This window comes from Gluconobacter kondonii, assembly GCF_002723995.1.
GTDB classification, from domain to species: Bacteria; Pseudomonadota; Alphaproteobacteria; order Acetobacterales; family Acetobacteraceae; genus Gluconobacter; species Gluconobacter kondonii.
Genome location: NZ_BEWP01000001.1, coordinates 130,602 through 147,663 on the forward strand (window position 1 = coordinate 130,602; position 17,062 = coordinate 147,663).

The following is a 17,062-nucleotide window of genomic DNA, read 5'->3' on the forward strand; positions in this document are numbered from 1 at the left end:
TCAGGTCCCGGAGCCAACCGCTGCGATGTCCGGAGCGTCCGGGTTCTTCATGCCGACCGTGTGGTAGCCGCAATCCACGTGATGAATCTCGCCCGTCACGCCGCTGGACAGGTCGGAGAGCAGATACATGCCCGAACCGCCGACATCCTTGAGCGTCACGTTGCGCTCCATCGGAGCATTGAGCTGGTTCCAGCGCAGGATATAGCGGAAATCGCTGATCCCGTTGGCGGCCAGCGTCATGATCGGACCGGCGGAGATGCCGTTGACGCGGATATCGTCACGGCCCAGATCGGCAGCCATGTAACGCACGGAGGCTTCCAGAGCCGCCTTGGCCACACCCATCACATTATAGTGCGGCATGACGCGCTCGGCACCGAGATATGTCATGCTCAGGAAGGACCCGCCCGGATTCATCATGGCAGACGCACGACGTGCGACGGCAACGAAGGAATAACAGGAGATATCCATGGCCTGCAGGAAGGCATCGCGCGGCGTGTCGATATAACGGCCGCGGAGATACTGCTTGTCGGCGAAGGCAATGGCGTGGAGCACGAAGTCGATCTTGCCCCAGACCTTTTCGATCTCGTCGAACGTGGTGTTGATGGCGTCGTCATCGCTGACATCACAGGAGATAACGAGTTCGGACCCAACACTCTCAGCCAGCGGACGGACGCGCTTGCCCAGCGCCTCGCCCTGATAGGTGAAAGCAAGTTCCGCACCCTGTGCCGCGCAGGCACTGGCAATGGCCCAGGCAATCGAGTTCTTGTTGGCGACACCCATGATCACACCGCGCTTGCCCTTCATGAGGGTTCCGGTCACGGGTGCCGGGATATTGTCTTCCGTTTCAGACATGGTGATTTCCTGAATCGCGTTGGCGTATTGAGGGTCGTGGTTGCACAAGCGCCCGTTACAGACAAGACTTTGCGACGATTGCCCAGTTTTTTGCCTTCTGACAGGACATTAAGGCATCACTCCGGCGCAACGACGGTTCCTGAGCGTTTTCAGGAAACGAGCATCCTTTCAGTCATTCAGATGTCGCCGTCGGATATTGAAGCCATGGGTTTTCCCGACAACAGCAATGCGCCTGACGCAACCCTGCTGCGTTACCATCCGCAAACGCTACTCCAATATGCCGCGCGATAGCTGCAAGGCGTCAGTCGCGTTATGATTACAGATAGAGCGGTCCGGCCCTGCACCGGTCCGTCATGCCGATCTCGCTTCCAAGGAGCTTCTGATGTCCGACCTTCCCCTGATTGATCTGAAGGCCGATCCCTTCGCCCTGTTCGCAGCCTGGATGTCGGATGCAGAGGCCGCCGAGCCAAACGATCCCAACGCCATGGCCGTCGCCACCTCCACGCCTGACGGACATCCATCCGTCCGGATGCTGCTACTCAAGGGCGTGGATGATCGGGGTTTTGTTTTCTATACCAATCTGGACAGCCGCAAGGGCAGCGAACTGCGCGCCAATCCGCACGCCGCCCTGCTGTTTCACTGGAAGTCCGTTCGCCGTCAGGTCCGGATCGAGGGGCCGGTCGAAGCCGTTACTGCAGCCGAGGCCGACGCCTATTTCGCCAGCCGCTCCCGTATGTCGCGCCTCGGCGCCATTGCTTCCGATCAGTCCCGCCCGCTCGACGAGCGCAGCACATTCGAGGATCGCCTGAAAGCCGCGGACGAAAAATATGGCGATGGCCCGATCCCCCGCCCTGACAACTGGTCGGGTTTCCGCGTTCTGCCCGAGGCTATCGAATTCTGGCAGGACCGTCCCTATCGCCTGCATGATCGTGCTGTGTGGGCGCGTGATGGAAACCAATGGAACGTCACACGACTTTATCCGTAAATACATCATAACGACGTCACAAAATTACGGCCGGGGAGCCTTCACCCATGCTTATCGACATCAAGAACATCCTTCTCCCCCTGAACGGCACCTATGAGCTGGACGCAGTCATGTCGGTCGCGCTGGATTTCGCGCGCCGGTTCGACGCCCATCTGTCCGCGGTCGTGGTCGGTTCAGACCCGTCCGAAGTCGCGACACTGGCCGGTGAAGGCATCTCGGCGAGTATGGTCAATGAAATGATCGACACCGCCATGACCGAATCCCATCGGCGGGCAATCAAAATCCGCAAGGCTTTCGACGCTTTTGTTCACGAACATGGCATCCGTCGTATCGAGCCTTCGAAAATCGGCTCTTCGGCCGGAGAAGGCGTCAGTGCGAGTCTCGACGTTCTTAACGGGACAGAGCACGACTCTCTGACGTGGCGCTCGCGTCTGGCCGATATGACGCTGGTCCCGAATCTTGCCAAAGACGGCGACCCGCGCGCTTCCGAAACGCTGCACGCCATCCTGTTCGACAGCGGACGTCCCCTGCTGATCGCACCGCCGTCTCCGCCAAAATCGGTCGGCAGGCGGATTGCCATTGCCTGGAACGGAACGCCCGAAGCCTCGCTGGCCCTGCGCTGCATCCTGCCCTGGGCCCACAAAGCCGAAGCGGTGCAGGTTCTGACCTGTCAGGATTATCAGCGTCGCGGTCCGGGTGCGGACGAGGTCGTAACCTATCTGCGGATGCACGGTATCTCCGCCACATCCCGCGAGTTCGAGGCCGTAAACCGGGATATCGGCGTGGGCCTGCTGAACGCTGCCACGGAGTTCAATGCCGACATGCTCGGTATGGGCGCCTATTCCCATTCGCGCCTGCGTCAGATGATTCTGGGCGGCGTCACACGTCATATTCTGGAACACGCTCAGATCACGGTTCTCATGAGCCGCTAAACACGCCTGTTGCCGCTTTTTGCCTGTTGACCTGAAGGAACCGTCCCATGTCCCTGCCCCGCCTTCTCTGCGCCACCTGCCTGACCCTTACGCTGGCGGGCACCGCACTGGCTCCCGCATCGGCCATGGACACGCACGCCCCACCTCAGGCTGGTGGTTTTACCCTTCAGGAACCGCAGGCACGCCTCAAATTGCGCCTCGTTCCAGGCACCACGCTCGCTACAGGCTATCACAGCCCGTTCTATGAGCAGAATGCCGCGACCGGCGCCATTACCCTGCAAACGGACGCGCTTCAGCCATCAATCCGTGGCCAAACAGCTCCCGCGACCGTGCTGCGCGAAGGGACGGCATGGTATTTCCAGCAGACCCCGGCGGACATGACCGCCACCCTGCACATCGACACATGGCCCAGCAATCAGCGCGTTATCATCGGCCAGATCCAGAGCGCGCAGGGGCCGGTCGTACAACTGATCGCTGATGGCAAGCGTTCGCAGGTCATTGCCGTCATTCATAATGGCACCGAAACACGCCGCGTCGTTGCCGGGACGATCTATCCCGACCGCAGCATCAGCTACGGTCTCTCTTCCCGGCCCAACGGAACGCTGCTCGTCGTCGTGAATGGCACCCGCAATATATTCGCCATGCCCGCCGCCGCAACGGCTCCCGCCATGTGGTTCGAGGCTGTTGCCGGGCAGACCGGCTGGCACATGCCCTGCCACAGCGATGCAGCGCGTGTGACGTTCACATCCCTTGAGATGAGTCATCCGGCAGGCTGATGGCTCTGCCAGTCGAAATGCCCGCTCTTTGCGGCCTGTAACGTCGCGTGCTACCCGACGCGACATGACCCTGTCTCCACGCCTGCTCCGCCTGTGGCTGGGACTCTGCCTACGCTCCACGCGCTGGCAGGTCAGCGGCTCTCCCCGTGCGGTCGAAACACTGCTCACGCCCGGTCAGGGAAGCGTGGTCGCCTTCTGGCACCGGTCTCTGGCGCTCAGTCCGGCCCTCTGGTTTTGGGCACGCCCTCAAGAACCCCGTCTGGCGCTCCGGTTCCTTGTTTCGCGTAATCCGGATGGCGTGCTGATCGCAAAGATCGTCCGTGCCTGGGGCATCATTGGCATTCACGGATCGTCCAGCAAAAAGGGCAAGGACAAAGGTGGCGCAGCGGCGCTTCGAACAGCCCTGAAAGAGATTCGAAGCGGTTCGATTGTCGGCATCACCCCCGATGGTCCTCGCGGACCCGCCGAACAGGTTCAGCCCGGCGCCGTCGTCCTGTCGCGCCTTGCAGGATGCGCTGTGGTGCCTCTTGGTATGGCCTGCACGAGTCTGCGCCTGCCTTCATGGGACGGCTTTGCCTTCCCGCTCCCCTTCGGACGCGGCGCGCTTATTCTAGGCGAGCCCCTGCTTCAACCCGACGCTCCTGTTCTTCAGAACGCTTTGAACGATGTTTCCCGACACGCCGAAAACCTTGTACGGCACCATCAGTCCAGTGTGATCGACCGTCTGTGGCGTCTGACAGGAACCCTGCTTGCCCCGGCCCTGACCGTCATGCTCCGGGTCCGGTTGCAGAAGGGTCGTGAACTCCCCGATCGTCTGCGTGAACGCATGGGGCTGGGCGACATCCGTCGCCCAACAGGCCGGATTCTCTGGCTTCATGCCGCCAGTGTTGGCGAAACCCTCTGCGCCCTGCCACTGGCCGAGGCCCTGCTCGACGCCCGACCGGAGCTGACACTTCTTTTTACGACAGCAACCGTCACAGGCAGCGAAATCGTCGCGCGCCACCCGCTTTTCGGGAAGCGCATCATCCATCGCTTCATTCCGCATGACGTGCCCCGCTGGCTGAGGCGCTTCCTCAACCTCTGGCAACCCGAAGGCGCAGTGTTCGTCGAAAGCGAGCTCTGGCCGGGCATCATCGCGGCTTGTTCGGACCGGGATATTCCCGTCATGCTCGTCAACGGACGCCTGTCGGACCGCTCTTCCCGACGTTGGAGCCGTCTGCGTGGCCCTGCACGGCGCATGATGGGACGTCTCTCTTGGGTAGCAGCCCGCGGCCCTGAAGATGCAGCGCGATTTCGCGCACTTGGAGCCTCTCCAGTCTACGAAGACGGCGATCTCAAACAGGATGCTCCCCCTCTCCCTTACGACGAAGCGGAGTATAACCGTCTGAAGGCCCTGTTTGGGGAACGCCCGATATTCGTTGCCGCATCCACCCATCCGGGAGAAGAGAACCTCGTCCTTCAGGCTGCCGAAAGCGCCCGCACCCTTCAGCCCGATCTTCTGACCATCCTTGTCCCGCGCCATCCCACCCGTGGGGCGGAACTGGCAGAGCGTTTCAGCCTTCCCCGCCGTTCCTCAGGACAGGACCCAACGCCGCAAACCCCAGTCTGGCTGGCCGACACACTCGGCGAGCTTGGCCTGTTCTACAGGCTGGCGGACCGCTGTTTTCTGGGCAATTCCCTGATCGGAAAAGGCGGCGGCCACAATCCGTTCGAACCGCTGCGTCTGGAAGTTCCAACAGCAACCGGCCCGAAAATGGAGAACTGGCGGGAGGCAATGGCCACGGTTTCTGATACCATCCAGATCGTGAACGATGTGGAGTGTCTCACACGATGGCTCAAATCCCCTCTCCCGCCCGTCAGGACCACGGGATTGCAGCGCTCGGTCGTGAGCCTCCTGCGAGACCGTATCCTCAGAACGGTTGAACGATGAGAGGTCGCCCACCCCGTTTCTGGCTGCATCCGAGGCGCAGTCTCACCGCCCGTCTCCTCAGGCCGCTTTCTCTCGTCGCCACGACCCTTACCCGCCGCCGCCTCAGGCGGCCCACATTTCATGCTCCCATTCCGGTTCTGTGCTGCGGCAACATCACCACAGGTGGAACAGGCAAAACTCCTCTCGCCCTCGACCTCGTGCAGCGCCTCAAAGACCGGGGCCACCATCCTCATATCCTCAGCCGGGGCCACGGCGGACGTGAGCGCGGCCCCATCGACGTCAATCCCGGACGCAGCACCGCCCGCGACGTAGGCGACGAACCGCTCCTCCTCGCACAGTCCGCGCCGACATGGATTGGCGCAAACCGGGCTGAAACCGCGCGCCTCGCCATTGGTCAGGGGGCAGACTGCCTCGTCATGGATGATGGCTTCCAGAACCCGACGCTGCACAAGACCGTCTCCATTCTGGTGGTGGACGGCATAACGGGCTTCGGAAACGGATGCGTCCTCCCCGCAGGTCCGCTCCGCGAACCCCTCCCGGACGCCCTCTCCCGCGCACAGGCTGTCGTCGTCATCGGAGACGACAGACACAACCTGCTTCCGACATTTCCGCGTCATCTCCTGACCGCACAGGCCAGACTGGTTCCCGGCCCTGAAATCCGAACCCTTCAGGGACGGCGGATCGTGGCGTTCGCAGGAATCGGGCGCCCAGAAAAATTTTTCGACATGCTACGGGACGCCGGTGTCACACCCATCCGCGCACTCCCGTTCCCCGATCATCATGTCTACACGCCCCGCGATATTCAGCGCCTCGAAACCCTCAGCCGGGAATCGGGCACCACACTGGTCACGACCGCGAAGGATGCCGTGAAACTGCCCTTTCCATTCCGCACAGAGGTAAAGGTTATCAGCGTAGAATTACTCTGGGCTAATCCGAAAGCGCCCGAACGCCTTCTCGATCTGCTGTTCAGCACTCCATGACGTCCTTTCTGTACCGCTCGGAAACCTTGCTGATCCGTGGCCTTCTGGCCGTGATCCGTGCCCTTCCCGCAGCCGCAGCCTCGAATCTTGGAGGGGGTGTGGCCCGGACGATCGGGCCAGCACTACCCGTCTCGAAAATAGCGGACCGGAACCTGCAACTCTCCATGCCCGAACTCGGCTCCGTCGCCCGGCGACGTATCGTGCGCGACTGTTGGGATAATCTGGGTCGGACGGTCGGCGAATTTCCCCATATCGGCCGATTGAAACACAACACGGCCTCCGGTGCAGGATGGAGCGTCGAGGGCGCAGAACATCTTGAAGCCGCAAAGGCTTCAGGCCGGCCCGTCATTTTCTTTTCCGGCCACATCGGCAACTGGGAACTCATGCCGCCGGTCGTTGCGCGCTACGGTATGCCATTCGCCTCCTTCTATCGGGCGGCCAGCAACCCCGGCGTCGACGGTCTGATCCACAGCCTGCGTCAGGAGGCCATGGGGCAGGACGTGCCAATGTTCCCCAAAGGGGCCAAAGGCGCACGCTCAGCCCTGAAACACCTTTCCAAAGGCGGTCATCTGGGTGTTCTGGGCGATCAGAAAATGAACGACGGAATCGAAGCGCGCCTTTTCGGACGCCCCGCCATGACAGCGTCCGCCGCCGCAGTCTTCGCCCTCAGACATGATGCCCTGATCGTCACGGGCCATGTGCGGCGTGACGGCCCAGCGAGACTCGTGCTGGTCGTCGACCCGCCCTTTTCGCCTGAAAAAACGGATGATCGCGCAAAAGACGTCCTCGCCCTGACGCAGCTTTTCAACGACCGTCTTGAATCCTGGATCCGTGAAATCCCGGGCTCCTGGCTCTGGCTGCATCGCCGCTGGGACAAATCCCTGTACCGGAATATGGCAACACCCTGTTGAGCTATGCGTTTACAGCATGGCAGATTTGCCACAGTGGGGATGGTTTGTGTCGTAAAACCTTCTTCAGACGTTATTAAAGATTGTGAACCGCCCCATCTAAACCCTAGCCTGAATTCATCACCACAGCCCGGGTGCCTTGCCCGGCTTTTTGATGAGGACTTCCTGATGGCGCAGGTGGCTCACCTTCACGACCTTTCTCACAGCCGCAGCACGAGCAATATCGTGCCTCTGCGACAGGGCCTGCTGCCGCGTCACCGCGAATATCTGCTGCGCTGGCTCGAAGCGGGACAGCGTATGGGCGTTTTCGATGCGGAAATCGCAGATGCTTCCCACGACATCATCAATGTAGACGGAAGCGCACCTGTCGATCATGTTCTGGTCTGGGTCCGTGAAAATCCCGATCCCGCTTACATGCTGCGGCCACAGGGTATGCACTGGGTGCTGATCGACCAGATCCGAAACCATGAGCTGGGCAGCTATGCCAGCTTCGAGTTCGCCCTGCATGTCATCCGCCCGGTCCTGCCGCTCGCCGAAACCTGCGCTGCCTAAACCTGCGCCAGGGCTTTCTCAATCAGACATAAAAAAAGCGCGCCGTTCAGAGAACGGACACGCTTTTCTTTTGAAAAAATACAGCCTCAGCTTGGGCGGATCGCCACATCCCGCGATGCCGGAACCACGATGCGCGCGCCACCGCCACGCTGGATCTGATAAATCGCCAGCGCCCGAGTCACATGCCCGTCCGGCCGCAGGCGGAAGAGGCCGTCAACGCCCATATAACCATCCGGGCGCGTCAGAGCTTCGACCGTCACACCGCCCTTGCGAATCAGGCTGCCAGCCAGAGCGGCGGCATCATACGCAAAATCACTGACGGGCGACGGTGCCTGTTTGTAGAGGGCCCGATACTGCGCTACATATCCCAGCCGGTCATGCGCATCCGGGGCTGCATACCAGGCGCCATGCAGCGCGCCGAGCTTGCCATCAAACGCTTTCCAGAGCGCGGGCCCCATGATCTGGACCTGCGACGAATCGATATGATCGGCCTGAAGCGCGGTGATGACGCGTCCAAGCTCCAGCCCCGTATCAGCTAGCACCAGAGCATCGAATGGCGGCGGCGCGGGTTGCGCCGCAGGCGTGGTAGCGGGAGACGGAGTTCCCGCTGGAGCAGCGTCCGGAGTGGCCTCACCTGTCGGGTCAATCGCGGATGGGCCAGACGGCGTCTCCGCAACCACTGGCGCAGCGGGCTGACGTGTTTCGATGGCGGACAGCGCTTTCAAGCCGTCGTCGATGTTCTGTACATCCATCGTATGGAAGACGATCTGCGGATCCTTCAACCCCGCATCCCGGCAGGCCCGGGCCAATCCGTCCCCCATGGCGTGTCCGAAAGCATTGTCCGGCAGAAACGCCGCAAACGTTTTCCGTCCTGTCGCCCGCGCGGCATCGACCATCCGGCGCACCTGCTGCTCCGGCGTCAGCCCCATCACCCAGACGCCCGGACGGGCCTGCGTGGAGTCGCTGGTGAAGGCAAGCTCTGGTTTGCCCGCATTGATCGCGAGCGGTGCAGCGGCGGCAGTTTCGGTAGCGGTCAGAGGGCCCAGCAGAATGGCGTCACCCCGCGCAAGCGCATCGCGCACGGCCTGTTCCGTCCCGCCCGGACCATTGGTGTCATGAACGTCAAGCGCAGGCGACCCCTTGGCGGAAAGGGCCAGTTTTGCCGCATCGCGCATCCGCATGCCGTAAGACGCATTGCGTCCCGTCAGCGGCAGGATCAGCCCGACATCATGGGCTCCCGGCCCTTCGGAAACGCCCGGAATACCGCCCACACCCGGCACGGAAGACGACCCGCCACCCGAGCAGGCGGCAAGGGTCAGGAAGGTTCCCGCGGCAAGGCCGGTGCTTACACCCTTGCGCAGACGGCTCAAGGGGCGACAATACGTCCCTGAGTTTGTCACCGAGGATGCAGATGTCCGAAAAGTCATGTTCCGCTGAAACTCCCTTGAGCGATGCGGCTGAAACGTTACCGGCCGCCCCCCTGCCAGCGCAGGGCCAGGCCGAAGGTGGATGTCTGATATTGGTTGCAACGCCGATCGGCAACCTGGCCGATATCAGCGAACGCGCAATCGAGGCCCTTGGCACCGTGGATGCGATCCTCTGCGAGGACACGCGCGTTACGGCAAAACTCCTTCTTTCGCGCAATATTGCCACACCGACCCGAACACTGCACGACCATAACGAACAGGACCGCACTCCGTTCCTGATCGAAAAATTGCAGGAAGGTGCCCGCTATGCCGTCGTCTCTGACGCGGGTACGCCGCTGGTGTCCGATCCCGGCTACCGACTGGTCCGCGCCGCCATTGCGGCCGGAATACACGTCACGGCCATTCCCGGTCCGAACGCCGTCATCACGGCCCTGACGCTTTCGGGCCTGCCGCCCCTGCCCTTCATGTTTCTGGGGTTTCCGGCTCCACGCAGCGAAGCTCGCAAGAGCGGCTTCTCTGCCCTGCGCGCCGCAGAACAGGCGGGTCTGCATTCAACGCTGATCTGGTATGAAGCGCCGCACCGGCTGGTCGAGAGCCTCGAAGACCTGATCGACGTGTTCGGCCCCGAACGCGAAGCGGCAGTCGGACGCGAGCTCACCAAGCGGTTCGAGGAAATGGTGCGCGGCACTCTCGCAGAGGTTTTGGAACATTTTCGCATGACGGCACCACGCGGCGAAATTACGCTGCTGATCGGCCCGTCCGACGAAGACGACAGTGGCGCGGCCGATCTGGACACGCATCTGCGCGAGGCTCTTGCCACCCATTCTGTCAAGGACGCGGCGGCTCTGGTCGCGGGCATCGTCAAGCTGCCCAAACGCACGGTCTATGCCCGCGCGCTGGAGCTTTCACGCGAACTAAAACACTGAAAGTTCAGTCCGCTTTCGGCAGCACGAACAGCGATTGCGGCACATCTCCGCCGAGATGCACATCGGACAGCGCAATCGTGGTCGTGCGCCCCTGCGCGTCCACAACGCTCCAGCCTTCCAGTGCCAGAGGCGCATCGGAAAATACGAGCGTCAGACTGCCTTCCCCGGCACTCTGCGTCCGGACAAGCTGAATTCGGATCTGACCGTCCCGATGCTCGAATCCTGTTACCGTAACATCGCCTGAGAGCTTGAACTCAGGACGCAACAGCAGCCCCAGCGGGGTACGGTCCAGCGGAAGAGTCGTGACCTGATCGACGCTGCGGTCCTGAAACACCACACGACCGTCATTGGCGACCAGCAGCAGCGGGCTCGGCTTGTCATAATCGAAGCGCATCCGCCCCGGTCGGTCGAGCGTCGCCGTCCCGGTTGTCACGCTGCCATCCGCAGCCGTCTGGCGAAAATGTGCCTGAAGCGTCGTCACCTTTCCGAGCGTGTCTTCAATGCGGGACACCCACCCCTGATCCGCGGGACGAAGCTGCACGGAAGCCGTCTGTGCAAAAGCACTGCAAGGCAAGGAGACAGGAAACAGCGCCGCCAGAACAGCCGCGCGGAAAAAGGAACGATTCATCATGTCTCAGGAACTGCCAATCAGCACGCCGGTTGCAAAAACAAGAGCCCCGCCCAGGAAAACCTGCACCATGGCCGAGCCGAACGGTGTGTCCTGATACCGCCAGCGTACCCAGGAAATGAGCAGAAGCTCAATCGCCACCGCAACGAGCGCCACGCCGAAAGCAAGACGGAAATCCGGCACCAGAAACGGCAGCGTATGACCGATACCACCGCCGAACGTCATGGCTCCACAGATTAGCCCGCGCAGAAGCGGTGCGCCCCGCCCGGATAGCTTGCCGTCATCAGCCAGTCCTTCCGCCAGTCCCATGGAAATCCCGGCCCCGAGGGACGCAGCAAGCCCGACCAGAAAAGCCGCATGAGGGCTGTGCGTTGCAAACGCTGCCGCAAAAACCGGCGCCAGCGTCGAGACGGAGCCGTCCATGAGGCCGACCAACCCCGGCTGGACGATCCGCAGCACGAAATCGCGGCGACTGTGCTCGTCCTCGCGGTCACGACTGTTATCGTTCAGATGCTCGTCTTCCAGACGCCGCGCCTCACGCTGGTGACGGTCTTCTTCTGTTGCCAGATCACCCAGCAGCTTACGAATTTCCGCATCCTGCGTCTGCCCGGCGGCCTGACGGTAAAACCGTGCCGCCTGCCTCTCCATGTCGGCAGCCTGCGCCCGTATCGCCTCGATCCCACGATTCTGCATCTGCCAAGCAGATTTGCGGGACGGGAACCCCTGTACGTCCTGCCGACGAACCAGCGGAATGTGATTGCCGAAACGCCGGACGAACAGGTCGATCAGTGCCCGACGGTGATGGTTTTCTTCTTCCGCCATATCCTGAAAAATGGCGGCGCTGTCGGGATAATCTTCCGCCAGCATCTGGCCGAAATCCGCGTAAATATGACCATCTTCCTCCTCGCTGGCGATGGCCAGCGCAAGGATTTCGCGTTCGGTCAGCTCGGAAAGTTTTGTCACGTAGGCAGCAGGTCCCGTCTCATAAAATCAGATGGCGGCTTCGGTGAAGAGCGGTTTCACGCTCTGCCCCCACGCACCATTATACAGATCCAGCCAATGCTGCGCCTGATTCGGACCACCATCGGCAATCAGATGCAGCGGATCGAGATAGCTGGCCTCGTTGCGCACGCGGGCCCGCAGGCCCTGCTCCGCAAGCTGGACCACACGTTTGGCCAATGGCTTCAGTCCACCTGGGAACGCAGCATCCAGTCCCAGACGCGGCACTTCGGCGCGGAGCTGCTGATAGGCGCTCCAGGGCTGCTCACGCACCAGCTTTTCAACAGCTTCCAGTGTTGCCGGGTCGTATAGCAGGCCAACCCACAGGGCCGACTGAGCCACCATCATCTCCAGTTTCCCAGCATCCGCGCCGCGCATTTCAAGAAACTGCTTGAGGCGCACATCCGGGAAAACAGTCGTCAGATGGTCTTCAAAATCGCCCACTGTCGGCGTCAGGCCTTTCAGTGGCTCCTGAACGTCTCCGGAAAGCCAGCGACGGAACGAGCAGCCTGCCACGTCGATGTTCTTCCCTTCGCGCGAGACGAAATACATCGGCACATCGAGCGCCCAGTCCACATATTGTTCAAAACCAAACCCATCCTCGAAGAACACCGAAGGCTGGCCCGAACGCTGGTTGTCCGTATCGGTCCAGATCCGTGCACGGTTGGACAGCAGACCATTGGCCTTGCCCTCGACGAACGGAGAATTCGCAAACAGCGCGGTGGCCAGCGGCTGAAGGGCCAGAGAGACGCGCATCTTGCGCGCCATGTCGGCTTCGTCGCTGAAATCGAGATTGACCTGAACGGTGCAGGTCCGCGTCATCATGTCGAGGCCAAGCGTGCCGACTTTCGGCATGTAGTTGCGCATGATCGCATAGCGGCTCTTGGGCATCCAAGGCATCTCATCGCGCGACCAGAGCGGCTGAAAACCGAATGGCAGGAAGCCCAGCCCCAGTTCCGCAGCCGGACCACGGACCTGATCGTAATGCTCCTGCATCTCCGCTTCCGTTTCCTGAAGCGACACGACCGGGGCGCCCGAAAGCTCGAACTGCCCGGCCGGCTCAAGCGAAATTGCCCGTCCGGCCTGTGCGTTCTGACCTTTCAGCCCGATCAGGTTTTCACCGTCCATGATGGGTGCCCAGTCCGGGCCCTGAAGCTTTTCCAACAAGGCTCCGATTCCGCGCGGCGCGTAAGGCGGCGGTGAGAGCGGCTCGCGTCCATCAGCATCCTGAGGAAGGATGAAACCGAATTTTTCATGTTCGGTCCCGATTTTCCATTCCGATTTCGGTTTGCAACCCCTTGCGATCGCCTCGACGAGCTGCGCCCGGCTTTCGATCGACGCAGCATTGGACGTTCCGGGATTGGACATGGCGTTTGGCCTCGGTCTGAATTCGTTGTTCGATAATGATTGAACTGTAGCAGGTCCGACGGTTCTGTCACCCTCAGGGCGTGTCGCCGGCTCCTGCTGCGAGACGGGCCAGCCCCGCGCACACGGCCGTTTCCGCCCGCAGCACGAGCGGCCCCAGACTGAGCGCATGAACGGCACTATGCCGCCTGAGCATCTCCACTTCGGTTTCCGAAAAACCGCCCTCCGGCCCGATCAGCAGAGCGGCGGCCCTCACGTTCGCACGCTCGCCGGGGCGACGCTCCAACGCGGCAAAGAGCGGACGATCCTCTGGCCACTCCGCCAACACCACACGCAGCGACTCAGGGGGCAGGATGTCTGGAACATCCAGCCGTTCACACTGCTCCGCCGCTTCCGTCGCAATCACCGCCAGACGCTCCAGATTGAGGCGATGCGTATTGGTGCGCTCCGTCACGATGGGCCGGAAGCGTGTCACTCCGAGTTCCGTGCCCATGCGGATCACAAGCTCCGTCGCGTCCCGCTTGAGAGGCGCAAACAGCAATTCTACCCCCTGTGTCGGCATGGGGTCCCGCTCGCGGTGTTGGAGCAGGACGCTCCCCCGATCCTTCTTCAGAGCCGCAATCTCTGCGCTCCACTCCCCATCACGCTCGTTGAACACCCGCACAAGGCTTCCTACGCCCTGACGCATGACGTTGCCCAGATAATGCGCCTGTCCGAGAGGAAGCGGCACTGTCTGGCCTTCCACGAAAGCTGTTTCAGACGCGGGAACATAAAGACGGGGATCGGATCGGCTCATCCTTTTCCGATAGCGCGCCTGAGCCATTGACGGAAGCACGTCCACACAGCATCACATCTTCCCATGAGCCAGACCCGCGCCCATACCGACATTGATCTGAGCGGCCGTATTGCCCGCCTCCCCGAGCCGTGGCGCTCCTATGCGCTGCTCGCCCGTCTCGACCGCCCGGTTGGTACGTGGCTCCTGCTGCTGCCCGGCGTGTGGGGCCTGTTCCTCGCCCCCGGTGCGTCCCTCCAGACGCGGCTGATTGATACGGCGCTGTTTGCGTTCGGCTCCCTTGTCATGCGCTCCGCCGGATGTGTCGTGAACGACATCTGGGACCGCGACATCGACGCAAAAGTCGCCCGGACCGCAGGCCGTCCCCTCGCCAGTGGGGCGCTGTCGCTGAAACAGGGGCTGCTGCTTCTGGCGGTGCTGCTCCTGATGGGGCTTGGCGTACTGGTCTGCCTGCCGCCTGTCTGCTGGGCCCTCGCCCCGCTCGCGCTTCTGCTCGTCGCGCTCTACCCGGCGGCCAAGCGAGTCACATGGTGGCCGCAACTCGTCATGGGGTTCACTTTCGGATTCGGCGCCCCCATGGGATACGCTGCAGCAGCCGGGACGCTCGATGGCAACGGGCTGTTGCTCTATGGCGCCGTCATTTTGTGGCAGCTCGGATTCGATACGATCTACGGCTTTCAGGATATGGACGACGATGCCCGCATCGGTGTGCGCTCCACCTCGCGCCTGATGGAGAAAAACGCGCGCTCCTTCATCGGCACCTGTTACAGCCTCATGATTCTGGCTCTGGCGCTCGTCGGTATCCACGCCCATCTGCACTGGATTTTCTGGCCGTTTCTCGCCATCGCAACGGCCATGCTGCTCCAGCAGGTCCGGGTGCTGAACCCGTATGACGCTCCGGCGTGTCTGAAGGAGTTTCGTCGTAACGTGCCCATCGGGTTCGTGCTGGCCGCAGGCTTCGTCGCGGCAAGAGTATTTGGATGATCACCACGTTGGGCGATCCTGTCGGCTTCATCCGCGACAATACACGCATTGAACAAGCGTCACTGGTTCCCGAGATTTCCCTGTATCTGGCGACGGAGATCACCCCGATCTGGCAAGCCAGCGAGACCTATCTCGAACAGATCGGCATAGAGCCGCCTTTCTGGGCTTTCGCATGGCCGGGAAGCCAGCTCATCGCCCGTTTCATCCTCGACAATCCCGAGCTTGTGCGCGGACGTCGCGTTCTGGATGTGGCCTGCGGATGTGGACTGGCGGCCATTGCGGCTGCCCTGTCCGGCGCATCGGCTGTGCAGGCCAACGATATTGATGTCATGGCGCTGGAAGCTACGGTCCTTAATGCGGGGCTGAACCACGCAACTGTCACTCCGCTTCCCGGTGATCTGATCGGAACGGTTCCGGACTGTGATCTGCTGGTCATCGGGGACGTCTGCTACAACGAAGCCATGGCTTCACGGATTATTCCGTGGCTTCTGGAGTGTTCGAAAACCTGCGAAGTCTGGCTCTGCGATCCGGGTCGGCATTATGCGCCATCAATGCCGCTTGAAGTGCTGGTCCGGCACTCCGTCTCCGTCACGCAGGAACTGGAAAGCGTGGAGCAACGCGCTACCACACTCTTCAGGCTGCGAGATATTTCCGCCCCAGACTGAGTATTGATCCCGTCAGCGCCACGGTCATGGCCGCCCCGAGGCAAATGAAGGCCGGATGGGGGAAGATCGTAAACAGTGCTGCCACGAGGAGCGCCCCCGTCGTCTGTCCTGCCAATCGTGCAACAGACAACATACCGCTTGCCCCGCCCTCCCGTCCGGGAGGGGCCGTCACCATGATGGCGCGGTTGTTGGGCGGCTGAAACAGTCCAAAGCCACATCCGGCAAAAAGCGTCCGCCAGGCGATATCCCAGTTGCCTGCATCCGTCGGCAGGAACCAGAGCAAGCAGAAACCGCTCGCCGTAATGAACAGACCGATTGACGACAAAACCGACGCCGGGAAACGGTCGGCCAGACGGCTGACTACAAAAGACATCGTCGCTACACCCACCGCCCACGGCGCGATCAGAAGACCGATCGTTCCCGCCCCGCGATGGAATGCCGTAGCCAACGTGAAAGGCATCGCCACAATGTAGAGATTGGACGCCACGAAGCCCAGAAATCCGACCAGACACGCCAACAGAAACGGCCGGCGCGCCAAGAGATCGACCGGCACGATCGGTTCAAGTCGTTCACGCTGGTAATGCAACAACATCGCCCAGCACAACACACCTGCAGCCGTGACTGCGGCGCCGGACACGAAATCGGCATGCATCAGCCCATCCAGCCCCACGCCGGTCAAGGCGAAAGACGCCACCGTCAGGAGCGAGCCGACCACGTCGGTTGGAATATCACTGCGTGGAGTCTCGGGGAGAGCTGCATGAGCCAGCGCCAGAGCAGCCAGAGCCAGTGGCAGATTGATCCAGAAAATCCAGGGCCACGTCGCAACAGACAGGATCAGAGACCCCAGAGTGGGTCCGAGCGCCACGCCGATACCGACGAACAATCCGTTCAGCGCAATCCCGCGCCCCAGTTCATTATGCGGATAGATGAAGCGAACGAGCGCAATGTTCACGCTCATGATGCACGCCCCACCCATGCCCTGCAGGGCGCGCGCCAGCGTCAATTCCAGAAGGTTTTGTGAAAGCGCGCAGGCCACGGAGGCAATCAGGAACAGGAAGATTCCGAACTGGCTCAGCCGTCCGAATCCCACGCGCGCGCCCAGAGAGGCCAGCGGCAACAGACAAGACAGATTCGCAAGCTGATAGGCATTCACGACCCAGATGGCCCGCGACGATGACGCATGCAGATCCACCGCGATCAGCGGCAGAGCCACATTGGCAATCGCATAATCCAGAACCGATAGAAGAAGCGCCAGAAGAACGGCCGACATCGCCTTGACCCGCTGCGCCCCGTAGAGCCCAGCATGGCGTTTGGAGTCGTATTCTTCGTGTTGTTGCTCGTCTTCCGTCGTGGTCGTCAT

The 17,062-nt window shown here is 61.6% G+C and carries 17 protein-coding genes; 10 read left to right on the forward strand and 7 right to left on the reverse strand.

Translation table 11 applies throughout. The features are described 5' to 3' along the window. Positions 1–852, reverse strand: coding sequence for an enoyl-ACP reductase FabI (fabI, locus tag GKO01_RS00570; RefSeq protein ID WP_099285158.1), 852 nt, complete (start codon positions 850–852; stop codon positions 1–3). A 382-nt stretch (positions 853–1,234) separates the two neighbouring features. Here fabI and pdxH point away from each other — a divergent pair, with 382 nt between their 5' ends. The 7 genes from pdxH to GKO01_RS00605 all read left to right on the forward strand — a co-directional run bounded on the left by pdxH (position 1,235) and on the right by GKO01_RS00605 (position 7,915). Further along, entirely contained in the window at positions 1,235–1,837 is a 603-nt protein-coding gene (gene pdxH / locus GKO01_RS00575; protein ID WP_099285160.1) for a pyridoxamine 5'-phosphate oxidase, read from the forward strand. 47 nt (positions 1,838–1,884) lie between these two features. Next, the gene (locus tag GKO01_RS00580; protein WP_099285162.1) at positions 1,885–2,769 is read left to right on the forward strand and encodes a universal stress protein; all 885 of its coding nucleotides are present in this window, start codon (positions 1,885–1,887) and stop codon (positions 2,767–2,769) included. A 47-nt stretch (positions 2,770–2,816) separates the two neighbouring features. Continuing rightward, entirely contained in the window at positions 2,817–3,545 is a 729-nt protein-coding gene (locus GKO01_RS00585) for a polysaccharide lyase family 7 protein (RefSeq protein ID WP_099285164.1), read from the forward strand. 64 nt (positions 3,546–3,609) lie between these two features. Then, positions 3,610–5,475, forward strand: coding sequence for a glycosyltransferase N-terminal domain-containing protein (locus GKO01_RS00590; RefSeq protein ID WP_099285166.1), 1,866 nt, complete (start codon positions 3,610–3,612; stop codon positions 5,473–5,475). Then, complete coding sequence (gene lpxK / locus GKO01_RS00595) at positions 5,472–6,455, forward strand: tetraacyldisaccharide 4'-kinase (RefSeq protein WP_099285168.1); 984 nt, start codon at positions 5,472–5,474, stop codon at positions 6,453–6,455. The genes GKO01_RS00590 and lpxK overlap by 4 nt, the downstream gene beginning before the upstream one ends. Continuing rightward, entirely contained in the window at positions 6,452–7,366 is a 915-nt protein-coding gene (locus GKO01_RS00600; protein WP_099285170.1) for a lysophospholipid acyltransferase family protein, read from the forward strand. The genes lpxK and GKO01_RS00600 overlap by 4 nt, the downstream gene beginning before the upstream one ends. A gap of 165 nt (positions 7,367–7,531) precedes the next feature. After that, positions 7,532–7,915, forward strand: coding sequence for a hypothetical protein (locus GKO01_RS00605; protein ID WP_099285172.1), 384 nt, complete (start codon positions 7,532–7,534; stop codon positions 7,913–7,915). 86 nt (positions 7,916–8,001) lie between these two features. Here the strand turns inward: GKO01_RS00605 and GKO01_RS00610 are convergent, their stop codons facing one another. Further along, entirely contained in the window at positions 8,002–9,285 is a 1,284-nt protein-coding gene (locus GKO01_RS00610; protein ID WP_099285174.1) for a penicillin-binding protein activator, read from the reverse strand. 149 nt (positions 9,286–9,434) lie between these two features. Between GKO01_RS00610 and rsmI the strand changes: the two genes are divergently transcribed. Continuing rightward, positions 9,435–10,268 (forward strand): 16S rRNA (cytidine(1402)-2'-O)-methyltransferase, encoded by an 834-nt coding sequence (gene rsmI, locus GKO01_RS00615; RefSeq protein WP_099285535.1) that lies wholly within the window; start codon positions 9,435–9,437, stop codon positions 10,266–10,268. A 4-nt stretch (positions 10,269–10,272) separates the two neighbouring features. On the opposite strand, the gene GKO01_RS00620 is transcribed toward rsmI, so the two are convergent. The 4 genes from GKO01_RS00620 to GKO01_RS00635 form a co-directional block, all read right to left on the reverse strand. Next, positions 10,273–10,899: a LolA family protein gene (locus GKO01_RS00620; RefSeq protein WP_099285176.1), complete on the reverse strand. Its 627-nt coding sequence runs from the start codon at positions 10,897–10,899 to the stop codon at positions 10,273–10,275. A gap of 3 nt (positions 10,900–10,902) precedes the next feature. Beyond that, complete coding sequence (mbfA, locus tag GKO01_RS00625) at positions 10,903–11,859, reverse strand: iron exporter MbfA (protein ID WP_099285178.1); 957 nt, start codon at positions 11,857–11,859, stop codon at positions 10,903–10,905. A 27-nt stretch (positions 11,860–11,886) separates the two neighbouring features. Continuing rightward, the gene (locus tag GKO01_RS00630) at positions 11,887–13,263 is read right to left on the reverse strand and encodes a glutamate--cysteine ligase (RefSeq protein WP_099285180.1); all 1,377 of its coding nucleotides are present in this window, start codon (positions 13,261–13,263) and stop codon (positions 11,887–11,889) included. 73 nt (positions 13,264–13,336) lie between these two features. Beyond that, entirely contained in the window at positions 13,337–14,083 is a 747-nt protein-coding gene (locus GKO01_RS00635; RefSeq protein ID WP_099285182.1) for a 16S rRNA (uracil(1498)-N(3))-methyltransferase, read from the reverse strand. A gap of 36 nt (positions 14,084–14,119) precedes the next feature. Between GKO01_RS00635 and ubiA the strand changes: the two genes are divergently transcribed. Together ubiA and GKO01_RS00645 are read left to right on the forward strand one after the other, a co-directional pair. Continuing rightward, the gene (gene ubiA, locus GKO01_RS00640; RefSeq protein ID WP_099285184.1) at positions 14,120–15,037 is read left to right on the forward strand and encodes a 4-hydroxybenzoate octaprenyltransferase; all 918 of its coding nucleotides are present in this window, start codon (positions 14,120–14,122) and stop codon (positions 15,035–15,037) included. Next, the gene (locus GKO01_RS00645) at positions 15,034–15,702 is read left to right on the forward strand and encodes a class I SAM-dependent methyltransferase (RefSeq protein ID WP_099285186.1); all 669 of its coding nucleotides are present in this window, start codon (positions 15,034–15,036) and stop codon (positions 15,700–15,702) included. Before ubiA ends, GKO01_RS00645 begins: the two co-directional genes overlap by 4 nt. On the opposite strand, the gene GKO01_RS00650 is transcribed toward GKO01_RS00645, so the two are convergent. Next, positions 15,671–17,062, reverse strand: coding sequence for an MFS transporter (locus GKO01_RS00650; protein ID WP_099285536.1), 1,392 nt, complete (start codon positions 17,060–17,062; stop codon positions 15,671–15,673). The two genes, GKO01_RS00645 and GKO01_RS00650, sit on opposite strands and share 32 nt — an antisense overlap.